The sequence below is a fragment of the Enterococcus sp. DIV1090 genome, from assembly GCF_050537975.1.
Lineage (GTDB): Bacteria > Bacillota > Bacilli > Lactobacillales > Enterococcaceae > Enterococcus > Enterococcus faecalis.
Genome location: NZ_CP172917.1, coordinates 2,788,906 through 2,813,153, shown reverse-complemented (window position 1 = coordinate 2,813,153; position 24,248 = coordinate 2,788,906). Strand labels below are relative to the sequence as shown.

Annotated in this window: 13 protein-coding genes and 1 riboswitch; of the genes, 8 read left to right on the top strand and 5 right to left on the bottom strand. The window is 42.0% G+C overall.

Translation table 11 applies throughout. The features are described 5' to 3' along the window. The first annotated feature begins 5 nt into the window (after positions 1 to 5). On the top strand, positions 6 to 3,065 hold the full coding sequence (locus IGL48_RS13635; protein WP_048949307.1) for a WxL domain-containing protein: 3,060 nt from the start codon (positions 6 to 8) through the stop codon (positions 3,063 to 3,065). A gap of 193 nt (positions 3,066 to 3,258) precedes the next feature. Here the strand turns inward: IGL48_RS13635 and IGL48_RS13630 are convergent, their stop codons facing one another. After that, complete coding sequence (locus IGL48_RS13630) at positions 3,259 to 3,402, bottom strand: putative holin-like toxin (RefSeq protein ID WP_002396786.1); 144 nt, start codon at positions 3,400 to 3,402, stop codon at positions 3,259 to 3,261. 384 nt (positions 3,403 to 3,786) lie between these two features. Between IGL48_RS13630 and IGL48_RS13625 the strand changes: the two genes are divergently transcribed. Further along, positions 3,787 to 7,755 (top strand): WxL domain-containing protein, encoded by a 3,969-nt coding sequence (locus IGL48_RS13625; RefSeq protein WP_025190648.1) that lies wholly within the window; start codon positions 3,787 to 3,789, stop codon positions 7,753 to 7,755. A 189-nt stretch (positions 7,756 to 7,944) separates the two neighbouring features. Here IGL48_RS13625 and pepG1 read toward each other — a convergent pair whose 3' ends face one another. Next, on the bottom strand, positions 7,945 to 8,088 hold the full coding sequence (gene pepG1 / locus IGL48_RS13620) for a type I toxin-antitoxin system toxin PepG1 (RefSeq protein ID WP_277813408.1): 144 nt from the start codon (positions 8,086 to 8,088) through the stop codon (positions 7,945 to 7,947). A 557-nt stretch (positions 8,089 to 8,645) separates the two neighbouring features. Then, entirely contained in the window at positions 8,646 to 10,262 is a 1,617-nt protein-coding gene (locus IGL48_RS13615; RefSeq protein WP_010824297.1) for a phosphatase PAP2/LCP family protein, read from the bottom strand. A 91-nt stretch (positions 10,263 to 10,353) separates the two neighbouring features. Next, positions 10,354 to 10,520: riboswitch (M-box (ykoK) riboswitch) on the bottom strand. Between the two features lie 426 nt (positions 10,521 to 10,946). Here IGL48_RS13615 and IGL48_RS13610 point away from each other — a divergent pair. After that, a complete protein-coding gene (locus IGL48_RS13610) occupies positions 10,947 to 11,585 on the top strand; it encodes a lytic polysaccharide monooxygenase (RefSeq protein ID WP_002375448.1) in 639 nt (212 codons plus the stop codon). Positions 11,586 to 11,848: 263 nt separating this feature from the next. Here IGL48_RS13610 and IGL48_RS13605 read toward each other — a convergent pair whose 3' ends face one another. Beyond that, a complete protein-coding gene (locus tag IGL48_RS13605) occupies positions 11,849 to 12,841 on the bottom strand; it encodes a biotin--[acetyl-CoA-carboxylase] ligase (protein WP_048949306.1) in 993 nt (330 codons plus the stop codon). A 138-nt stretch (positions 12,842 to 12,979) separates the two neighbouring features. On the opposite strand from IGL48_RS13605, the gene IGL48_RS13600 reads away from it, so the two are divergent. From IGL48_RS13600 to rpoC, 3 genes are all read left to right on the top strand, one after another. After that, positions 12,980 to 13,195, top strand: a complete 216-nt coding sequence (locus IGL48_RS13600; protein WP_002354768.1) for a zinc ribbon domain-containing protein — start codon at positions 12,980 to 12,982, stop codon at positions 13,193 to 13,195. 417 nt (positions 13,196 to 13,612) lie between these two features. Continuing rightward, the gene (gene rpoB / locus IGL48_RS13595; protein WP_010712913.1) at positions 13,613 to 17,227 is read left to right on the top strand and encodes a DNA-directed RNA polymerase subunit beta; all 3,615 of its coding nucleotides are present in this window, start codon (positions 13,613 to 13,615) and stop codon (positions 17,225 to 17,227) included. A gap of 166 nt (positions 17,228 to 17,393) precedes the next feature. Then, positions 17,394 to 21,047, top strand: coding sequence for a DNA-directed RNA polymerase subunit beta' (rpoC, locus tag IGL48_RS13590; protein WP_002354777.1), 3,654 nt, complete (start codon positions 17,394 to 17,396; stop codon positions 21,045 to 21,047). A gap of 48 nt (positions 21,048 to 21,095) precedes the next feature. On the opposite strand, the gene IGL48_RS13585 is transcribed toward rpoC, so the two are convergent. Continuing rightward, the gene (locus IGL48_RS13585) at positions 21,096 to 21,788 is read right to left on the bottom strand and encodes a prepilin peptidase (RefSeq protein ID WP_048949305.1); all 693 of its coding nucleotides are present in this window, start codon (positions 21,786 to 21,788) and stop codon (positions 21,096 to 21,098) included. 108 nt (positions 21,789 to 21,896) lie between these two features. On the opposite strand from IGL48_RS13585, the gene IGL48_RS13580 reads away from it, so the two are divergent. Both IGL48_RS13580 and IGL48_RS13575 read left to right on the top strand, forming a co-directional pair. After that, the gene (locus IGL48_RS13580) at positions 21,897 to 23,417 is read left to right on the top strand and encodes a gluconokinase (protein ID WP_048949304.1); all 1,521 of its coding nucleotides are present in this window, start codon (positions 21,897 to 21,899) and stop codon (positions 23,415 to 23,417) included. 83 nt (positions 23,418 to 23,500) lie between these two features. Then, on the top strand, positions 23,501 to 24,220 hold the full coding sequence (locus IGL48_RS13575; RefSeq protein ID WP_048949303.1) for a DUF5105 domain-containing protein: 720 nt from the start codon (positions 23,501 to 23,503) through the stop codon (positions 24,218 to 24,220). Positions 24,221 to 24,248: the final 28 nt, after the last annotated feature.

The following is a 24,248-nucleotide window of genomic DNA, read 5'->3' as shown; positions in this document are numbered from 1 at the left end:
TCAATATGTCAAAATTTGAAATTTCAAGCGGTGTGTTCTTTGGTAAAATAAATAAAAAAATGCTAGTTATCAGTATCGATAATAACAGGATACTGATTAAGAAAGGACTTTATAGAGACTATAGATTGAATTTTTACATAGAAAGAAGGAGCAAGATGAAGCGAGTAAATTGGAAAAGATGGCTAGTTGTTGGGTTAAGTTGTTCTTTGTTCATGGATTCAGTGGTTGGTGTGACTGTGTTAGCGGAAACGATTACTGAGGCGACGGAGCAAGGAGTAGCAACATCTCAGTCTAGTGACGAAGCGAGCCAGACGACACAAACAACCGAAGAGTCACAGGCAACGGTCGCTAGTGAAGCGAAAACAGTGCCGCCGCAGGAAACGGCAAGAATTGCTTCTCGAGCGATTGGTTATTCTTCTGTGGAAGGGCGCGAGATTCCCTTTTTCTTTGTGGAGGAAGACGGGACGTTGTTTGATCCCGACCGAATTACGATGGCGGTCAATCTTTCTTCGTTTTCGTTTTATGAAGAGAAATTACAACGAACCCCCCTTGAGCCTACCACTGTGAATGGCGGAAAGTTACTGTCTATTCCAACGTCACCAGCTTTTAAATATGATACAAATAACCAGAATCCAAGTAATATTTATGGCGTTTCTGAAGTGTCGTTTACTATTCCTAAGGAGTATCAAAGCCTGGACATTCGACCAAGTACGTTTTATACAGGAGACATTACGCAATATCCAGTGCCAACGGTTTTTGCGAACGTTGGGGGCAAAGTGACGAACTATGTGGGCGCCAATGCGGAGACGGAATTAGAGTTAACCAATGAAAAAATGCCCAATAAGCTGACGTTTGGTCCTAAAAAGACGTTTAAATATACGGTAGCTACGGCACCAGGAGGCGTTACGTATGCACTGACCTATTTTTATGGAGATGTCGGCGGTCCAACTAGTTCGCACCAAAGACGAGGAACAGCGGGTCCTGTGTATTATTATTTAACCAAGCGGCGTGTCACGGAAAAATTTGAGAATCCCGCAGGCGGGGCGATTCCTGCGCCAGAAGGTTTTACGCAGGATAAGAAAACCATTGTGACGGGGGAGGATTTTACTTTTACCCAAGAAGGCACCTTGCCTGAGCGTTACACAGGCAGTGATGGGAAGACGTATTTATTTAAAGGTTGGTACAAAGGGAATGCGAAACCTAGCACGTTGGAAACCACCAAAACGCCTAGTTATGCGGTGACCTATGATGACAATGACGATTTGCATGTGGTCTATGAAGAAGCAGTGATGAAAACCTATACGTTGCCAGCGAGAGAAGCTTTGTTCGGCTATGTTGATGAGCAAGGAAACTTGATTAATCCCGCCAAGTTTAAGCTAAGTGCGACCATGGGTGAAAGTGACGGAGCCACAGGGGAAATGACGACTTTTCCCACAATTGATGGAATCGATATGCCAGCAAGTCAATTAAAGAAATTAGCCATCCCGCAAAAAGTCTACACACGCCCAGACGATGGGACAATCGTAACTTATGGCCCGCAAGAAGTGAGTGTTGAAATTCCTAAGTATTACCAGACGATTTCGATTAAACCAACTACTACGTATACCGGGGATAAAACCAAGTATCCAGTGCCAAATGAAGTGCGCCGTGGCATCGAAAACCCCGACAATATTGTTAGTAGTTTAGTGGGAACCACTGCGTATAACTTGACCCAAAAAAGTGCTACGCGCTATACTGCCCGCCGTTCTTACTGGACGTGGGACCCCACGAAGACACTTTACTCAATGAGTATCTATTCAGGAACTGCTGGGGGCAACTATAATTTATCGACCCCCGATGGCACCATTTATTATTACTTAGAAAATCGGCGGGTCACTGAACATTTTGTAGATGATGGTGGTGCAAAAATCACGCCACCAACTGGCTTTACACAAGGAAACCAGCTGGTGATGGACAGTGAAAACTATGTCTACACCGCCACAAAAGCTTTGCCGAAGATCTACCAAGCTGGTGAAAAAACCTATATCTTCCAAGGGTGGTTTAAAGGCAAAAGCAAGCCAGCAACATTAAAGACGACAACGACCCCAAGTTTTACACCAACTTTTAATGATGAGGACGACATGACTGCTGTGTACCAAGAAGCGATTCCCACCGCGGAACTAACGTTAACAGGCGCTGTTGACATAATCGAAAATGGCGCCACAATGGATTACTGGGAGGCGCTACTGAAGAACACAGGCGAAGCGCCGTTAACCACCATTAAAATCAAGCCAACGGCAACTTGGGCGGCTGGCATCGGCGCGCCCAACACGATATTTGTACAAGGAACGGGTCAAAACACCAAAGCTTTTCCTGTCACCAAAGAACAATGGACGACCGGTGCAGGAGTGTCCATCACGTTGGATCAGCCTTTACCAGCTGGCGGTCAATTAAAAATGAACATATTAGGAACCACCGTGACCGGTCAACCTGGTCAAGTTTTAACCGCTGATGTTGAAGTAACGGGCAACTTTGGCAGCTTAACTGCCAAAGATACGGTCCGTATTAAAGACTTAGACCAAGAAATTACGAGCCCTGACGGCGACGGCTTTATTAGTACGCCAACATTTGATTTTGGTAAACTAGCAATTTCAGGAAGTAAGCAACAATATGGTTTGAAGAAGGCCGCCGATTACTACGGCAATGGCACTCGCAACCCTTATTTACGCCTGAATACTAGCCAAGCCAATTGGAGTTTAACGGCCCAGCTATCGCAACCAAAATCAGCCACAGACAGCTTGCCAACAACGACCCGCTTGTTGCTAGGAACGGCCGCTGCTGCCAGCTTTACCGATTACAACCAACCAACAGAAACCAGGACACCACTTGGCAAGACCAGCACCGTGACTTTAACCGCCGACAATACCGCAACAGCGGTGGTCGCAAACCAACAGTTCACAGGCAGTGACGTCTACCAACTGGACTTCACGTTTGCTAACATCAAACTAGAAGTGCCAGCCAACCAAGGCATGGCAGGCCAACAATACCAAGCCGCCGTCACGTGGAATTTAGTGACTGGCCCCTAAAATAAAAATGCCCGAGCCTCTTATTTTTCTAAGGCTCGGGCATTTTTATTGATGGTCTTTTGATGGTCGTTGTGCTATAATAGCATTGAAAAGAGAGATATGCTGTAACATACCTCTCTAGTGTAGAGCCGTTTAAGACGGTAGCGATTTTTAGTGATTTATAAAAAATAACCGTGCTCGCTAAAGTTGACGGTTATTTTTTATTGTCTTCTTTAACAGCCTCTAGGATTCCGAAGATTAACGTTGCGATAAAAGAACCGAAACTAATCATCAGAGCTAAAGCTTCTGCGATAGACAAAAGGCCTCTCCTTTCATAGATTTTAGTACTTACATTCATAAGCACCACCACCTTTCAGATTGGATAGCCGCCGCCATAACTTCTCTACAATTTTATTATACCATGTAGGGCTAAAAAATAATTAGTTTCCAATATGTTTTTTTAGGTAATTGTGCTATAATAGCAATGAAAAGAGAGATATGCTGTAACATACCTCTCTAGTGTAGAGCCGTTTAAGACGGTGACCCGTTATTATTTAAAAATAACCGTACTTGGTCAAAGTAGACGGTTATTTTTTCTTGTCATTTTTCAGCTTTAAAAGATTTTCCTGTTCCCTAATTGTTAAGAATAGAGAAGAAAAGCTCAAAATGTTAGTTCTGATTACTAACATTTTGAGTTTTTTTCAATAAATATCAAGAAAAATCAGCGGAAATTAGAGAGAAAATGGTGAATTCCACTGATTTCCAGGCTGTTTTTTACCAAAAAACAGTGGCTCCTCCTTGGTATAAAAGGAATCATTGGAAATATCAAGTTGTCGTATCAAAATTTAAAATTTCAGTGGGGCCTTTTTTTGATAAAATGAAAATCATACAAAAAATCATACATAGGACAATAAAAATAACAATAAAAAGTTACATAAAAAAGGAGAATGGCATGAATCAAAAAAGAAACCGTTTATTTGCAATCGCTTTGTGTGGTTCTTTACTAATCAGTTCATTAAATGGCATCCCAGCAATTGCTGAAACCATGGCGGCCCCAGATGTTCAAGGGGAGGACCGCCAAACAGTAGTCCCGTCAGAGGGGGTTCAAGGACGGGCGCCCGTTTCTTTTCCAGAGGCAGATACGGAAGTAGGCGTACCGCCAGCTGATGAAGAGCTACCAGAACAGACTGAACAAGTAGTCGGGCAAGTTGAAGCGTCAGTGACGAGTCCAATAATAGTTAATACACCAGAATCACTGCGTGCGCAGCGAGCAGTGCAGACATTCGATATTCCAGAGAAGACGTACAAAATGTCGTTTTTAGATGAAAGTGGTCGTTTTATTGATCCAGCGAAAGTTTCGATTACTGGGGATATTATGAAGTTTACTATGCAAGGCGCTTTGACGAAAGTCGGGGCCGTGGCCACTAATAATGTGGGAACCACGAAGCAATTGACGGTGCCGAAAGTAGCTTTGTCTGGGGATACAGCCATAAAGAGTTATGATTTTTCCGGCATCCAAAATGAAAAGATTACTTTGCCGCGGTTCTATAATGTTCCGAAAATCACGCCCAGTGCGAATTACACTGGACAAATCTATCCAATGGCAGTGACGAAACAGGTGAATGTTACAGGAGAAGTATCGAATGAGGAAACCACAGGCGCGAGGCTGAATATGTTTGTATCAGGTATCCCTAACCAGTTTGTCTTTTCTCGTGCTAGTTGGGACAATGATCCAGCGGGAAATATGTTTGCGCGTGGCTTTAACATGGCTACTGCAGGCGGCACACCAGCTTATCTGACTACGGATGATCACATTTACTATTATGTGCCTAACAAACGGGTTAACATTTATTATAATGACATGACCCCGAATGGCTTACCAGCGTATCCTCCAGGGTATAATGCCAGTCTTTCAAAAACAGTAGTTGATTCAGAAAATTTTCACTATAAAGCGCCAAAAGCTTTTCCAGAATTCTTTAGTTCTGGGAATCGTCATTTCCAGTTTAAAGGCTGGTATAAAGGGCCTGCAAGACCAGCGGATCCGAAAGCCGTTAAGTTAGAAACCTCATTGACGCCAGAGTTTGATGTCACTTACGATGGTGCCGACAATTTATATGTTTTTTATGATGAAGTGAAAGAAATGACCACTACTATTCCAGAAGTTACCTATAAGTTTGGCTTTGTTGATGAAAAAGGGGCGCTTGTTGCGCCAACGAATGTAGACATTCAGGCGAACTTAACAACTGTCGAGGATAAGGTGGTCCAGAAGGTGGGGGCTATTACAGGCGCTAATGTAGGCAATTTAAAACAGTTAACCGTTCCTAGCCAAACACTAACCTATGTACCTAAAATTAAAGTTGCTTCTTCTGGGGTAACCGATTTTCGGTTGACTATTCCCAAGCGCTATAAAATTCCAACAGTCACACCTGGTTCATTCTACACTGGCTCAACGACCGCCTATCCTTTGGCGACAACGCTGTTAAGGCATATTAGTGGTCAGGCAGATGAACGGATAACAACGGATGGCACTCGCTATAGTTTATATAATTTACCGACGCCTCATAGCTATCGTATGTACAGAAGTAGTTGGCAACCTGACGTTACCAACACGGGATTTAGTGCAACTTTAAACATGGCGACGACCGAGATTTATCCAGCTTATTTCACGACCGATAACACGATGTACTATTTCTTAGAAAACCGCCGCGTCACTGAACACTATGTTAATGAAGCAGGTGCTGAGGTACCGATGCCTACAGGCTTCACGCAAGGGAATCAAACGGTGATTGACAGTGATACTTATCATTTTAAATTGGCAAAGGAATTGCCGTTTAGTTATTTTTTAAACAATAAAGCATACCGATTTAAAGGCTGGTATAAAGGCAAAACCAAACCTAAGGTATTGGAAACGAGTCGAACGCCTGAGTATGATACAACTTTCGATGATAACGATGATTTAACCGTTGTTTACGAAGAAATTAAATACGGCGGAAATGCGGTGACATTTGGTTTTGTTGGGGAAGATGGGCAATTGCTTCAGCCGACAGGGTTTCAGGTGACTACGGATATTGTTGAAACAATCGATGGGCTGAGTACGGTTTTAAGTAATGTTTCAGCTGTCGACAGTACAGGCAACGTTAAAACTTTGACGATCCCGCAAAAGGAATATGTATTGACTCCCCAGATGAATTTCTATGGAACAAAAAATTCATTGATTACGATTCCAAGACAATACCAAGAAATTTCTTTTACCAAACCTGCCAACTACCAAGGACTAGATTATCCAGTTGCAGGGCGTGTTGAGAATATGTTTAGTGGTAATCTGTATGTTGAGGGGGCACAACCACCTTACTTTTCTGCTTCGAAAGTCAAAGCCAATCAATACAAAATAATTGAGTTTCATTGGAAAGAAGAGCCTACACAAAGTTTCTCTAGTTTGTACAAAGCTACGTTAATTCGAAGTAGCGTGGCACCAACAGGCGTAGAAATGTATCCTAATAAGCCAATCTATTACTATGCGACCAATCGCCGAGTGACTGAAAACTTTGTAGATAAATCTGGCGCAAAAATCACGCCACCTCAAGGATTTACGCAAGGGAATCAAGTCACAGTCACCAGTGATCCTTTTACTTATACTGCTTCAAAAGCTTTACCAAGCGTTTATGCGGCTGGGGCAAAAACCTATAAGTTTGTTGGTTGGTATAAAGGAACCACCAAGCCAACGACCTTAAAAACAACGGCTACTCCTAATTATTTGGTGGATTTTGATGATAATGACGATATGACGGCGGTCTATGAAGAAGAAACGCCGACTGCTGCTTTAACTTTGACCAGCACCAACCGTGTCGTGAATAATGACGATAGTGTAGATTGGGTGGCAACACTGAAAAATACTAGCCTGGCACCACTTAAAACGCTGACAGTGAAATCAGCGACTACTTGGCCTGCAGGAATTGGTACGCCGACGTCACTTTCTGTCCAATTGGACGGACAAGCACCGAAAATTTATCCAGTAACGGCGACTACTTGGTCTGAAGGAATCAGCTTAACAGGTCTTGAAATACCGGCAGGTCAAACAGCCAACGTGACGCTTGTTGGCACCAAAATTTCAGGAACATCAGACCAACGCTTGACGGCAACCCTTGATGTTACAGGAAATTTTGCGACAGTGAGCGCCGCGGATGCGGTACGTCTGACAGATACAACCCAAGGAACAATTACACCAACAGAAGGCTTTATCAGCGTGCCAACCTTTGATTTTGGAAAAATGAATATTGCTAGTAAAACGCAACAATCAGGCTTGAAAAAAGCGGCCGATTACTACGAAAATGGTACACGCAATCCTTACTTGCGAATTAAGAAAAATCAACCGAATTGGCAGATGACAGCGCAACTATCTCAACCGAAAGCAACCACAGATAGTCTGCCAACAGCGACTCGTTTATTGTTAGGTCCAGCGAATGTTTCAAGTTTTACAAATTATAACGAAGCAACCGAACAAATCAAAGCAGTTGGTAAGACTAGTTCTTTGAGCTTAACGGCGAATAATGTGGCAACCAGTGTTGTCGCAAACCAACAGTTCACAGGTAGTGACGTCTACCAACTGGATTTTACGTTTGAGAACATTAAATTAGAAGTACCAGCCAACCAAGGAACCAAAGGACAACAGTACAATGCTGCGGTCACTTGGAATTTGGTGACTGGTCCCTAAAATAAAAATGCCCGAGCCTTGAAATAGGAGGCTCAGGCATTTTTTATTGATGGTCTTTTTAGGGTTGTTGTGCTATAATGATAAAGAAAAGAGAGATATGCTTCCAACATATCTCTCTGATGTAGAGCCGTTTAAGACGGTGACCAATTTTATTATTTAAAAATAACCGTGCTTGGTCAAAGTAGACGGTTATTTTTTCTTGTCATTTTTAAGCAATTTCACAATCAGCGCAATCAAAGCAATGGTAAACATACCAAACCCAAGAATTGTCTGAATTGTTTCATATGCTGACAAAAGGCCTCTCCTTTCTGTGAATTTCGGAAATACGTGCATACGCATCACCTCTCTTTCAGATTGGATAGCCACCGCCATAACTTCTCTACACATACATTATGTGGGGCTAAAAAATAATTAGTTTACAATATATTTTTTTAGGAAAGTGTGCTATAATAATAATGAAAAGAGAGGTATGCGCCAACATACCTCTCTAGTGTAGAGCGGTTTAAGACGGTGACCTTTTGGATTATTTAAAAATAACCGTACTTGGTCAAAGTAGACGGTTATTTTTTCTTGTCTTCTTTAACAGCTTTTAGGATTCCGAAGATTAACGTTGCGATTCTTGTTGCAAAGCGCATGTTCCTGTGCGCTTGCCGCCGCCATAACTTCTCTACGCTTAGAGTATACTATGTAAAACAAAAAATAATTAGTTTCCAATATATTTTTTAGGTAATTGTGCTATAATAGCAATGAAAAGAGAGATATGCTGTAACATACCTCTCTGATGTAGAGCCGTTACTAACGGTGACAAAATTTTTACATTTTGAAATGACCGTCTAACTAGCCAAAGTTAAGCAGCGCCCCTTTCATTAAGGGGCGCTGTTTTTTAGTCGTTATTGTGATTGTTCAGTGTCTTTCGTAGAGAGGTTCATTTGTTCTTTGATGGCATTTTCGACACGTTGACGTTCACTCTCTTCCACAAGTTGATAAGAAATACCTTCAATACCTGTCACGCCATCGCCAGTGTAATCGTAGCCTTTTAATTGATCGGTTTCAATCGTTTTTAGTGCGGGGGTGTATTTTTTTAGCATTGCCATCATTTGGTCAAAGGACAAGTCGGTTTCACCATGTTCGCCGATTACGTCCAGAATTTCTTGATATTTTAGCAAGCTGTTAAAAGAAAGTAGCTTGTTGGTTAATTCGATTAAAACTTCTCGTTGGCGGCGTTGACGACCATAGTCGCCTTCGGGGTCTTCGTAACGCATGCGCGCGTATTGTAAAGCTTCCCAGCCACCTAAATGCTGTTTGCCTTTCGGATAATGAATCCCTTCAGCGTCAAAAGCAAAGGCATTGTCAACAGTGACGCCGCCCACCGCATCGCCAAGGTCCTTCATAGCATCCATATCAATTGAAAAGTAATGATTGATTGGGATGTGCAAGACATTTTCAACCGTTTTAATTTGCATATCGGCACCACCGAAAACGTGGGCCGCATTGATTTTATTGTATTCGCCATTGGTGCCAGCCATTTCCACATAGTAGTCACGTGGGATGCTAGTGATGGTAGTTTTTTGTAATTGATTATTCACTGTGACCACCATTAGGGCGTTGGAGCGGTAATCGGTTTTGCGTTTTGAGTCATTCGCAATTCCCATAATTAAGAAACTAACCGGTTCCCCTTTGGCTAAATCGGGACTCTTCGTGGAAGATTTTCTTGGTTTATACATGGTATTCGCCGTTTTTTGCAAATTGCGATACATGCTGACGCCGTAAGCCGAAACAGAAAGTGTGCCTAAAAATAAAAGGGTTAAACTGAAGACCACGAATAAACTTTTTCTTTTACGAGAATGGCGGCGCCGGCGTTGTGTCGGTACTTCTGCTTCCTCTGGTTCAGGTGTCGGCAAATAACGTTGAACAATTTGAAATGAAAAGTTGATCCAGCTATAACTTAGGAGCATCCCAGCGATGACATCACTAGGATAATGAACGCGTAAGATTAAGCGACCTAACACAATCAAAACTAAATAAGTGAGTAAGAAAATTTTGATGCCTTTGGTTTTTTCGACATGAAGATAGGCCAAAATGATCAAAATCGTACAGACCAGCGCCATTGCTAACAATGAATGTCCGCTGGGAAAGCTAGCAGAGCTTCGATCAGCTAAAGCGCCTAGGTTTGGTCGAGCCCGACCCACCACATGTTTAAAAACGCTCCCTAAAAAGCCGACAGCTAATAGGTTACTGACAGCCCAAAAGGCTAGGATTTTTTCTTTTTTGCGTAAAAGGTATACCATCAATAATAAGAAGAATAGCAGCATTGGTCCAATCGTGGCTGTTTTTGCTAACAGATTGACCGCTGTTAAAAGTGGGGCATTTAATTGCCATTTGATGTGATAGATAGCTTCGTCCATTTGTTGAAACCAATTTGGACTAGCCGCCACTAACAAAGTGAGGAAAGTAAAACCAAGCGTTGTTAGGGCATAAAGTGGAAATTTTTTATTCGATGTTTGCATGAGAATCCCTTTCTTTTTCCCTTGAAAGAGTAGACTAAGCCAGCATCGATTGTAAATAAGCGCTTGCGACTAAACAGGACACAGCAAGCCAATCGGTTCTCATCGTCTGAGCTTTAGCACTATCCAACGTAAAGATTTCTCTTAGCTATTTTTAGAAGAGCCTTAATTCGACCATTCCTGTTTTACACATTGGTGTCTTTCGACATTTCTGCGCAATAGCCTATGTTTGGATAGGAGCCTCACCTAACAAGGTTATTTTATCTAACGCTAGAAGTATAGAATTTATGCAGCGGTTCTCACAATGAAGTTTAAGAAAATTTATTGTTTTTTAAATAAATTTAAAGGTGTGGGGAAGTGAAGCAGTTAAAAAAACAGTACTTGAGCATTCTTAAAAAAGTGTACAAGGCTGTTCTCGGTTAACCGCTATAAATAGTTGGTGTTCAATAATGATAAATTAAAAAACAAACATTTTTTATAAGAGTGCTATAAGTTTTTTTCAGTAAAAAAGGCGGACAGTTGCTATTGAATTGCTAGTTCATTTAAAATAAATATGTCGACAATAATTGTGCACAAAGTTGATGGTCGCTATCGAAAAAGTAAAAATGATGTTGTGGAGATTTTATGTTTCAGTTGATTAAGATTACATGTTTTTTGAAGGGTTTTGCTTATAAGGGAGCGATATACATGAAAAAAATGATGTTATTTATAATTGCAGTAGGCGCAACGATGATCAGTGTTTTTGCTTTAGGAGATGCACAGCAGAGTTATGCACACGGCTATGTTGATAGCCCAGTCAGTCGAGTCAAAAATGCGGAAGCAAACGGATTTGGATGGGGACCTGGTCAAGACAGCTCACAGCCAGAAATTATCACGACACCCCAAGGAATTGAAGCGCCAACTAAATTATTAGACACGGGTCAATTAAATGGAAGGTTGCCTTCAGCTGGCTTAGCAAGCTATTCCAAACTAGATGAACAAACAGCCACTCGTTGGGTAAAAAGTAATATAACAACAGGAGAGAATAATTTTAAATGGGTGATGACGGCAAAACATAAGACCAATCGTTTTAGATACTATATGACGAAACCTGGATGGAATCCTAATGCACCATTAACGATGGACGAAATGGAACTGATTGGCATAGTAGGGCAACCAATCGGTCAAGATTTACCTCCTGGTCAAGGATTTATGGTCAATGATACAGAAACACACAGAATAAATATTCCCGCTGATAGGAAAGGATACCATGTTATTTATGCCGTTTGGGATATCAATGACACGATTAATTCATTTTATCAAGCGATAGATGTTAATGTTCAATAATCAGGTATCAAGATAATGTGGCTGAGACAAAAGTGCTTAGCGCCAAGAACCAAGTAGGTTCTGTTCATCATCGAATCACTACGTTCTTCGTGATTCTCAACACTTGGAAGGATTAAGATATGCCGAACACTTGTGTGAGAAAGTCAATTTCGGCTTATTTCCGAAGGGGCTGCTTTTGTTCAGCTGATTATCTTCAGAAGAAGCAAGTGGGACATCAGTCAAAACGACTGATGTCCCACTTGCTTTTTTCTAAATTTCCCCACTTAACCTCGACGCCATTCACCAATCTGGTCCAAACTAATTTCCCCAGAAGACAACGTTTTGGCCGTGCCATCAGGCAACTGGACAATCAATTCGCCATTTCCATTAATGGTTGTCGCAACGCCGCGGAAGTCTTGCCCGTTTTGGGTAAAAGCGACGTCTTTGCCAATCACAAAGGAGCGTTGACGGTATTCTTCTAAAAAGTCTTTCGTTGAACGTTCGTCTAAAATCTGGTAAAAATGATTCCAAATGTTGGCGACTAATTCATTTCGCGTCGCCGTCGGTTCACCATCTGGAAAAAGGGAAGTCACTTTCTGCCGAATGTCCTCAGGAAATTCGGTTTCTGTAATTGAAAAATTAATCCCCATGCCGATGATAACATTAGAAATCTGCCCTGTTTCCACATTGCTCATGGCTTCCGACAAAATCCCGCAAACTTTTTTGCCGTTTAAATAAAGATCGTTGACCCATTTAATTTCTGTTTGAACGCCTGCCAGAGCATCCATTGCTCGAGCGACCGCTACGGCCATAATCACAGTATATTGGGCGATTTCTTCAAAATTTTGGTTCGGTTGAAGCACCATGCTCATGTAAATCCCTTTACTTGGCGTAGCGAAAAATGGTCGGCCGAACCTGCCCCGCGGCATTTCTTGCATGTCAGCAACAATCAAAGTATTGTCGGGCGTCTGGTCTAAAATCGCCCGCTTAGCATCGGTCATGGTAGATTCAGATGTTTCTAGGACGGTAATTGTTAAAGGCGGTGTTTGTGGCCATAATGCCAACTGAATGCCTTCTGCAGAAAGGACATCTGATTTTTCAAGGCGATACCCCTTATTTTGCACGCTAGTAATTTGATAGCCATCTTTTTTCAATTCATTAATCGCTTTCCAAATAGCTGTGCGAGATAAGGACAGACGTTGTGCCATCTCTTCGCCGGAAAGGAATGCGGGCGTTTGTTTCATCAATAAAGTTAGGACTTGGCTTTTTGTCGACATATTTTTTCCTCCGATTCGTTATGCTTATTGTAGCGGAAAGGAAAAGGCTTGGTCAACTAGTGAAAAAATCCATCTTAGGATGGAGGAAAATGAAGCAGGCGTTTGCTATACTTGTTTTATTGAGAAGGAGTGAGGGGAATGGAAAAGCAACAATATGTTTGTGAGAAATGTGGCAACATGCACTATGTGTCGGACCAATTTCAAGCAACAGGTGGGAACTTTGCGAAAATTTTTGATGTTCAAAATAAAAAATTTATTACAATTAGCTGTACCCAATGCGGCTACACCGAACTTTACCGCAGTCAAACAAGCGGCGGCATGAATGTCCTAGACTTTTTATTAGGTGGCGGTTAGTCAAAAACGAATGCATCTTTGCATTCGTTTTTTTGTGTGAAGAGGAAGATAGGGGAAAATGCGTAATTATTTATTACGCATTTTTTCATTAAAACCCTTTATAAAAAAACTCCTTTTTATGAAAAAGAAAACCTTAAAGAAACCCTTGACTTTTCTAGACAAAGGTAGTAGAATCTATAGAGCAAAAACTATCTGAAAGTGACGAAGCAGGAGCGAAATATTGTCCGTTCCGGTTTTTTATAGGAAAACAAAAGTAGAAACGCCAGAAAATTTTTCGGAAGCATGTTCTATTTTTGGTTTTTTTTTGCTTAAAAACTGCAAAAAATGCTTTTTGTTACATATATTTAATATATGTAACGTAAATGTAATTTTTCGGATCGGTGTTTTGATAGACTTATAACTAGAGGGGTGAAGAGCTTGGCTGGACACGTAGTAAAATACGGAAAGCATCGCGAACGTAGAAGTTTCGCACGTATCAGTGAAGTATTGGAATTACCAAATTTAATTGAAATCCAAACAGACTCTTATCAATGGTTTTTAGATGAGGGACTTCGTGAAATGTTTGAAGACATTTTACCAATTGATGATTTCCAAGGAAACTTATCCTTAGAATTTGTTGACTATGAATTAAAAGAACCAAAGTACACAGTAGAAGAAGCCCGCGCACATGATGCCAACTATTCTGCGCCATTACATGTAACATTACGTTTAACCAACCGTGAAACAGGTGAAATTAAATCCCAAGAAGTATTCTTCGGCGATTTCCCATTAATGACAGAAATGGGTACCTTCATCATCAACGGGGCAGAACGTGTTATCGTTTCCCAATTAGTTCGTTCTCCAGGTGTTTATTTCCATGGAAAAGTGGACAAAAACGGCAAAGAAGGTTTTGGCTCAACAGTCATTCCTAACCGTGGTGCATGGTTAGAAATGGAAACAGATGCGAAAGACATTTCTTATGTTCGGATTGACCGCACACGTAAAATTCCTTTAACTGTGTTAGTTCGTGCTTTAGGTTTCGGTTCAGATGATACCATCTTCGAAATTTTCGGCGACAGCGAAAGCTTACGCAACACAATTGAAAAAGATTTACACAAAAATGCAAGTGATTCTCGTACAGAAGAAGGCTTGAAAGACATTTATGAACGTCTTCGCCCAGGCGAACCAAAAACAGCAGATAGCTCACGTAGCTTGTTAACTGCACGTTTCTTTGATCCAAAACGTTATGATTTGGCAAACGTTGGTCGCTACAAAGTTAACAAAAAATTAGACTTAAAAACACGTCTCTTAAACTTAACCTTAGCTGAAACGCTAGTTGATCCAGAAACTGGTGAAATCATTGTCGAAAAAGGCACGGTTTTAACACACCAAATCATGGAAACATTAGGCGAATACATTGACAACGGCTTAAACAGCGTAACTTACTATCCAAGTGAAGATGCGGTAGTAACTGAACCAATGACAATCCAAGTGATTCAAGTTCTTTCACCAAAAGATCCTGAACGTATCGTAAATGTGATTGGTAACGGCTATCCAGACGACAGCGTAAAAACAGTTCGTCCAGCAGATATCGTTGCTTCAATGAGCTACTTCTTCAACTTAATGGAAGATATCGGTAATGTCGATGACATCGACCACTTAGGTAATCGTCGTATTCGTTCAGTAGGCGAATTATTACAAAACCAATTCCGTATTGGTTTAGCCCGTATGGAACGTGTGGTTCGTGAAAGAATGTCTATTCAAGACACAGAAACATTGACACCACAACAATTAATTAACATCCGTCCAGTGGTAGCAAGTATCAAAGAATTCTTTGGTTCTTCACAGTTATCACAGTTCATGGACCAAACAAACCCATTAGGTGAGTTAACCCATAAACGTCGTCTATCAGCCTTAGGGCCTGGTGGTTTGACTCGTGACCGTGCCGGTTATGAAGTTCGTGACGTTCACTACTCTCACTATGGTCGTATGTGTCCAATTGAAACGCCTGAGGGACCAAATATCGGGTTGATCAATAGCTTATCTAGTTATGCGAAAGTGAATAAATTTGGTTTCATCGAAACGCCTTATCGCCGTGTTGATCGTGCGACAGGCCGTGTTACTGATCAAGTAGATTACTTAACAGCAGACATCGAAGACCATTATATCGTAGCGCAAGCGAACTCAGTTTTAAATGAAGATGGCACATTTGCCAATGATGTTGTTATGGCGCGTCTACAAAGTGAAAACTTAGAAGTTGCCGTAGACAAAGTTGACTACATGGACGTTTCACCAAAACAAGTAGTCGCAGTCGCAACAGCATGTATTCCTTTCTTAGAAAACGATGACTCCAACCGTGCCTTGATGGGTGCCAACATGCAGCGTCAAGCGGTGCCGTTAATTCAACCACGCTCTCCGTGGGTAGGTACAGGGATGGAATATAAATCAGCCCATGACTCAGGTGCTGCTTTACTATGTAAACATGACGGTGTCGTAGAATTCGTCGATGCAAAAGAAATTCGCGTTCGCCGCGACAATGGCGCATTAGACAAATATATGGTTACAAAATTCCGTCGTTCTAACTCAGGAACAAGCTACAACCAACGCCCAATTGTTCACTTAGGTGAAAAAGTTGAAAAAGGCGATACTTTAGCGGATGGACCTTCTATGGAAGAAGGCGAAATGGCTTTAGGGCAAAACGTCTTAGTTGCCTTCATGACATGGGAAGGTTACAACTACGAGGATGCCATTATCATGAGCCGTCGTTTAGTTAAAGACGATGTTTACACTTCTGTGCATATTGAAGAATATGAATCAGAAGCACGTGATACAAAATTAGGACCTGAAGAAATTACCCGTGAAATTCCAAACGTTGGGGAAGACGCATTGAAAGACTTAGACGAAATGGGGATTATCCGCATTGGTGCTGAAGTTCAAGATGGCGACTTACTAGTTGGTAAAGTCACACCTAAAGGGGTCACAGAATTATCTGCAGAAGAACGTTTATTACACGCAATCTTCGGGGAAAAAGCCCGCGAAGTTCGTGACACGTCTCTCCGTGTACCTCACGGTGGCGGCGGTATCGTTCATGATGTGAAAATCTTTACTCGTGAAGCTGGCGATGAATTATCACCAGGTGTCAACATGTTAGTTCGTGTCTATATCGTTCAAAAACGTAAAATTCACGAAGGAGATAAAATGGCGGGACGTCACGGAAATAAAGGGGTTGTTTCCCGTATTATGCCGGAAGAAGATATGCCATTCTTACCTGACGGAACACCTGTTGATATCATGTTGAACCCATTAGGGGTACCTTCTCGTATGAATATCGGACAAGTACTTGAATTACACTTAGGTATGGCTGCTCGCCAATTAGGTATTCACGTCGCAACACCTGTTTTCGATGGGGCAACCGATGAAGACGTTTGGGAAACTGTTCGTGAAGCTGGTATGGCTAGCGATGCTAAAACAGTTCTTTACGATGGACGTACAGGTGAACCATTTGATAACCGTATTTCCGTTGGTGTCATGTATATGATTAAATTAGCCCACATGGTTGATGACAAATTGCATGCTCGTTCAATCGGACCTTACTCTCTTGTTACGCAACAACCGTTGGGTGGTAAAGCTCAATTCGGTGGACAACGTTTCGGGGAAATGGAAGTTTGGGCACTGGAAGCTTACGGTGCTGCTTACACATTACAAGAAATCTTAACTTACAAATCTGATGACGTTGTCGGACGTGTGAAAACATACGAAGCCATCGTTAAAGGTGAACCAATTCCAAAACCAGGTGTGCCTGAATCATTCCGAGTATTAGTGAAAGAATTACAATCACTTGGTTTAGACATGCGTGTCTTGGACATTGAGGAAGCTGAGATTGAGTTACGCGATATGGACGATGACGATGATGATTTAATCACCGTTGACGCACTAACCAAATTTGCGGAACAACAATCAGCGAAACAGCTGGAAAAAGAAGCAGAATCAGTCGTGAAAGAAGAAGCACAAGACGTTGTTCAAGAAATTGAAACAGCCGAAGACAGAGACTAATTTGTCGCTACCACTCTGATGAGTTGATTCAACTGCGACTTTGTTGCAACTGCGCAAGCCATTACTTGTTCCAAGTGTCGTCAGACCTTCTTTCAAGTGATGCTTGCCATTTGCTAACAAGTTGCTGACTCAGCTTCTCTAAATAAGGAAATGGAGGGAATTCCTTTTGATCGATGTAAATAAATTCGAAAGTATGCAAATAGGGCTTGCTTCACCAGAAAAGATCAGAAGTTGGTCTTATGGGGAAGTTAAAAAACCCGAAACAATTAACTACCGTACATTAAAACCCGAACGTGAAGGGTTATTCTGTGAACGCATTTTTGGTCCAACCAAAGACTGGGAATGTGCTTGTGGTAAATATAAACGTATCCGTTATAAAGGTATTGTCTGTGACCGTTGTGGCGTTGAAGTCACTCGTTCAAAAGTACGTCGTGAACGTATGGGACATATTGAATTAGCCGCACCAGTTTCACATATCTGGTACTTTAAAGGAATTCCATCTCGGATGGGTCTTGTTTTAGACATGAGCCCTCGTGCATTGGAAGAAGTCATTTATTTTGCTTCATACGTTGTCATCGAACCAGGTGACACAACATTAGAGAAAAAACAATTGTTAACGGAACGCGAATATCGTGAAAAACGTGAACAATATGGCCAAGCCTTCAAAGCTGCTATGGGTGCCGAAGCCGTGAAACAATTATTAGATAACGTCGATTTAGATGGCGAAGTTGCGCAATTAAAAGAAGAATTGAAAACAGCTTCTGGTCAAAAACGGACACGTGCCATCCGTCGTTTAGACATCTTAGAAGCCTTCCGTGCCTCTGGTAACCAACCAAGCTGGATGGTAATGGATGTTATCCCAGTTATTCCACCAGATTTACGTCCGATGGTTCAATTGGAAGGTGGTCGTTTTGCAACAAGTGACTTAAACGACTTATACCGCCGTGTTATCAACCGTAACAACCGTCTAAAACGTTTATTAGACTTAAATGCGCCAAGCATCATCGTTCAAAACGAAAAACGGATGTTACAAGAAGCGGTCGATGCTTTAATCGATAATGGTCGTCGTGGCCGTCCAGTTACTGGACCAGGTAACCGTCCATTGAAATCTCTTTCTCACATGTTGAAAGGGAAACAAGGTCGTTTCCGTCAAAACTTACTAGGTAAACGTGTTGACTATTCTGGTCGTTCCGTAATCGTCGTTGGTCCGTTCTTAAAAATGTACCAATGTGGTTTACCAAAAGAAATGGCGATTGAATTATTCAAACCATTTGTAATGCGTGAATTAGTACAACGTGAAATTGCGACAAACATTAAAAATGCGAAACGTAAAATCGAACGTGGCGAAGATGAAGTTTGGGATATCTTAGAAGAAGTTATCCAAGAACACCCAGTTTTACTTAACCGGGCACCTACGTTGCATAGATTAGGGATCCAAGCTTTCGAACCTGTTCTTGTTGAAGGTCGTGCGATTCGTCTTCACCCATTAGTGTGTGAAGCCTACAATGCCGATTTCGATGGAGACCAAATGGCGGTTCACGTGCCTCTAAATGAAGAAGCACAAGCAGAAGCTCGTATGTTAATGCTTGCTGCCCAAAATATCTTGAACCCGAAAGATGGTAAGCCAGTTGTTACACCATCTCAAGATATGGTCTTAGGTAACTACTACCTAACAATGGAAGAAGAAGGCCGTGAAGGGGAAGGCATGATCTTCCGCGACATGAACGAAGCTGTTTTAGCATGGCAAAATGGCTACGTGCATTTACACTCACGTATTGGGGTTCAAACAACACTTTTAGGTGACAAACCATTTACTGATTGGCAAAAAGAACGAATCTTAATCACCACAGTTGGTAAGATCATCTTTAACGAAATCATGCCTGTTGAGTTCCCTTACTTGAACGAACCAACAGACTATAACTTAACTGTTCAAACACCAGATAAATACTTCGTAGAAGCTGGTACAGACATTCCTGCACACATTAAAGAGCAAGAATTAGTTTTACCATTCAAGAAGAAAAATCTTGGAAATATCATTGCTGAAGTCTTCAAGAGATTCCACATTACGGAAACCTCTAAAATGCTTGACCGCATGAAAGACTTAGGTTACAAACACTCAACTTATGCTGGGATGACGGTAGGGATTGCCGATATCATGGTTCTTCATGAAAAACAAGCAATCATTGATGCTGCCCACAAACAAGTTGAAACAATTACTAAACAATTCCGTCGTGGTTTAATTACTGATGACGAACGTTATGAACGTGTAATCGGCGTTTGGAACGGTGCCAAAGATGAAATCCAACAAAAACTGATCGAAAGTATGGAAGCTCGTAACCCAATCTTCATGATGTCTGACTCTGGAGCCCGTGGTAACATCTCCAACTTTACACAGTTAGCTGGTATGCGTGGTTTGATGGCCGCTCCGAATGGACGAATCATGGAATTACCAATCATCTCAAACTTCCGTGAAGGACTTTCTGTCTTAGAAATGTTTATTTCAACTCACGGAGCTCGTAAAGGGATGACCGATACGGCCTTGAAGACAGCCGATTCAGGTTACTTAACACGTCGTTTAGTTGACGTTGCCCAAGACGTAATCATTCGTGAAGACGACTGTGGCACTGACCGTGGTCTTGAAATCGAAGCCATTCGTGAAGGTAACGAAATTATCGAACCATTAGACGAACGTCTATTAGGTCGTTATACACGTAAATCAGTTGTTCATCCAGAAACTGGTGCAATCATCATTGGTGCGGATCAATTAATCACTGAAGATCTTGCAAGAGAAATCGTGGACGCTGGTATTGAAAAAGTAACCATCCGTTCTGTCTTTACATGTAACACAAAACATGGTGTATGTAAGCACTGTTACGGACGTAACTTGGCAACTGGTTCTGACGTTGAAGTCGGAGAAGCAGTTGGTACAATCGCCGCTCAATCAATCGGGGAACCTGGTACACAGTTAACCATGCGTACGTTCCATACCGGTGGGGTTGCCGGTGACGATATCACTCAAGGTTTACCTCGTATCCAAGAAATCTTTGAAGCACGTAATCCGAAAGGGCAAGCAGTGATTACAGAAGTAACCGGTGAAGTTATCGATATTTCTGAAGATCCTGCCACACGTCAAAAAGAAGTAACCATCAAAGGAAAAACAGATACACGTACCTATACTGTCCCTTACACTGCACGTATGAAAGTTGCTGAAGGCGACATCATCCACCGTGGTGCACCGTTGACAGAAGGTTCAATTGATCCAAAACAATTATTACAAGTTCGTGATGTTTTATCTGTTGAAAACTACCTATTACGTGAAGTACAACGTGTTTACCGTATGCAAGGGGTAGAAATCGGCGACAAACATATCGAAGTAATGGTTCGTCAAATGTTACGTAAAATCCGCGTAATGGATCCAGGTGACACTGAAATCCTTCCAGGAACATTAATGGACATCGCAGAATTTAAAGACCGTAACTACGACACATTAGTTGCTGGTGGCGTCCCTGCTACTAGTCGTCCAGTCTTACTTGGTATTACCAAAGCGTCATTGGAAACAAACAGCTTCTTATCTGCTGCATCCTTCCAAGAAACAACACGCGTGTTAACAGATGCTGCTATCCGTGGCAAAAAAGATCCATTACTTGGATTGAAAGAAAATGTTATCATTGGTAAAATCATCCCAGCTGGTACTGGTATGGCTCGTTACCGTAACATGGAACCAAAAGAAGTTGGCGTAGCTAGCGAAAACGTTTATAGTATTTCAGACATTGAAGCACAAATGGCTGCTGAAGATGCGATGAAAAACATCAATAAATAAACCCTAAAAAGCCGTAAGGAGCATGCTCCTTACGGCTTTTTTTATTTGCTATAACCAACTGATTGTGAGTAAGCCTAAACTTAAAAAGGGGACAAAGGGAAGTGTCTGTTCAACTGGATACCCCAAAAATTTACAGCTGTAGCCATAGATTAGGCCATAACTACTGGCAAAAAATAGTAGCATCAGCAACTGAGGTACCTGTAAAAAACAGCCCCACAAACCCAGTAACAAAAGATCCCCCCGCCCCATGGCTTCCGGAAAATAATATAAGACGGCTCGGAAAAAACAAAAACAAAAAAGACCAGTCAGTAAGTAAAACGAATGCTGACCCGCCATTTTCAGCAAGCAAAGCACAAAAAAACTCGGATAAAGAATCTTCGGTTCAACCACTAAATACCAGTAATCAATCAAGGATAATGTGAAAGCACTCGTCAGCCACCACCAGAGAATCAAAGCATCAATCGTCAGGCCAGCTGAAAAACAGCTTGCGGTTAACCCGCCCATGACAAGTTCTGCTAAAAGATAACTCTTAGCCACTGGCTGTTGACACTTTCGACAACGAAAGCGCTGCAGCAAAATCGAAACAACTGGAATTAATTCATAGAGTTGTAGAGGCTGGTGGCAACCTTGACAGTGGGAAGGGGGCCACCACAGAGAACGCCCTACTGGTAAGCGCTCCGCCACTAAGCATAAAAAAGAACCGAAACAGGCACCAATCAAAAAGAGACTCAAGAAAAACATAGGTTACCTCCTTAAAAATAAACTACGCTTTTTTTAAACTTTTTCGTTTGACTAGACAAATCTTTTTTTGTTAGGAATAATAAAAGAAACAAGAAATGAGGGAATCAAATGGAAAAATTAGCGATTGGTGTCGACGTTGGCACTACGCAAGCCAAAGCAGTGGCTTTTCAAGCAAATGGCACAGTTGTAGCTTCTAGCTATGTGCGTTATCCATTAATTCAAGAGACTGAAGGAATGGCGGAGCAAGACCCAGAGACGCTGTTCCAAGCTGTGGTGAACTGTATTCGAACCGTCACACAACAAGTGAAGAATCAACCAATTGGGCTCATTTCTTTTGCTTCAGCGATGCATGGCTTAATTGCCATGGATGCGCAAGGATGCCCATTGACCCAAGTGATTACTTGGGCTGACACACGAGCATCTGATTATGCGGAAGCGTTAAAAGAAACGCCAGCGGCCCAATTGTTTTATCAATTGACAGGCATGCCAGTTCATCCAATGGCGCCTTTGTACAAGATTCGCTGGCTGCAGGAAAATCAGCCAGCCGTTGCGCAGAGCGCGGCCAAGTTTATTGGGATTAAGGACTACATTTTTTACCGTTTCTTTGGCGAATACTGGACAGATTATAGTAGTGCTTCAGGGATGGGTTTATTTAATATTCACACGCGGCAATGGGAATCGTCGATTTTAGCGTATTTATCTATTGAGGAGGAACAGTTGCCAAAAGTTGCCCCGTCAACGTTCATTTTTCCAGCATTAGCGCCTTCTTGGCAAGAGATGCTTGGTGTTGAGGAGGAAACGGTTTTAGTTCTTGGTGGCGCGGATGGTCCATTGTCTAATTTAGGTTTGGGAGCGCTAGGAATGGGTGTAGCGACTTTGACCGTTGGTACGAGCGGCGCACTTCGGTATATTGTCGAGGAACCTTTTTTGCATCCGCAAGGTGAAACGTTTTGTTTTGCTCTAGATGAACAGCACTGGGTGATTGGTGGCGCAAGTAGTAATGGTGCAGTTGCGTTAGATTGGGCGAGCCAAACGATTTTTGCAGAAGAACGTCAGCAAGGTATCCAAAACGGGACCAATCTCTATGACCCAATTATGGCCAAAATTGCAACCGTGCCAGCTGGGGCAAATGGCTTACTGTTTCATCCTTATTTGCTTGGTGAACGAGCACCGCTGTGGAATGCAGAGGCGAGCGCAAGTTTTATTGGCTTGCGCAAAAATCACCATGCCGGACATTTAGCTCGAGCGGTGGTGGAAGGCATCTGTTTCAATTTAAAAACTATTTTAGAGGATTTGAAACAACTCGGTGGACCCGTTCAGGAGATTCGGGCGACAGGCGGCTTTGCTGATTCCCCTGTGTTCCGTCAAATCATGGCTGATGTGCTGGGAGAAACGTTATCGTTCACTGATAGCACCGAAGCTTCGGCATTAGGCGCTGTTTTGCTAGGCTGGCAAGGCTTAGGGCAGTTACCAAATTTACAAGCAGCGGCGCAACAGGTGCTGATTCATGAAGCGGTCACGCCACGAGCGGATCAATTGCTAGTTTATCAAGAACTGTATCCTGTTTTTCAAGAAACCCAACAAGTTTTAGCACAAAGTTATCAAAAATTAGCAGAATTCCGCAAATAATTGATAGTAAATAGCTTTGACAAATGGCTGAGAAGTTGCTTAACTAGAAGAGAGACGAAGACTTGAGGAAATGAGGATGAGGAATGAAGAAGCAGCTACTACCACTATTTCTGTTATTCATTGGGGCGTTAGCAAGCTGCAGTGCACCGTCTCGTTCCGGCGAAAAAGCAGCGCAACAGTTGGTAGATTACTTTATTTATCAAGAAAAGCCAGAGACATTCTCTCAAACTTTTCGTGAACCGAAAGTCTTAGCGGAGCATTTGCAGACGAGCCGTCAACAGTTCCAGAAGCAGTTTTTCAATAGCTTAAAAGAAATGAACGCTGAAGTCACCGAGACTGAAGCCCAGAAGCTTAGCGCAGAATTACTGGCTCAAGTGAAGAAAAAAGCGTCATATCAACTAGTAGCCACGAAAGAATTGAATAGGCAAGCGACAATCACTTTTCAGATTAAGGGCTTAGATTTTGTGACGGCGATTGAAGATACAACCACTGCTCTTCTTCAGCAAACGCAACAGGCAACACAAGCGCTAGACATGCAGCACACGTTAGCCGTTTTAAAAAAAGAAATCCAACAAATCAATGTCAGCCATGAGCCAGTTGAACTGCCATTAACAGTTAAGCAAGTAGAAGGACAATGGTACTTGCCAGCAGCGGAGCAACTGAGACTGAATCAGTTTTTTTTAGCTTTCGTCACAGGAAAAGAAGATACTGACGAGTTGACAGAGGCACTCGACACGATCCTCACTCAAGCGGAACAAAAAGTCGTCACTGCGGATGAAAAAACAGCGATTTCAGGAAATTAATTAGATTCTTAATTGTAATTATTATAAT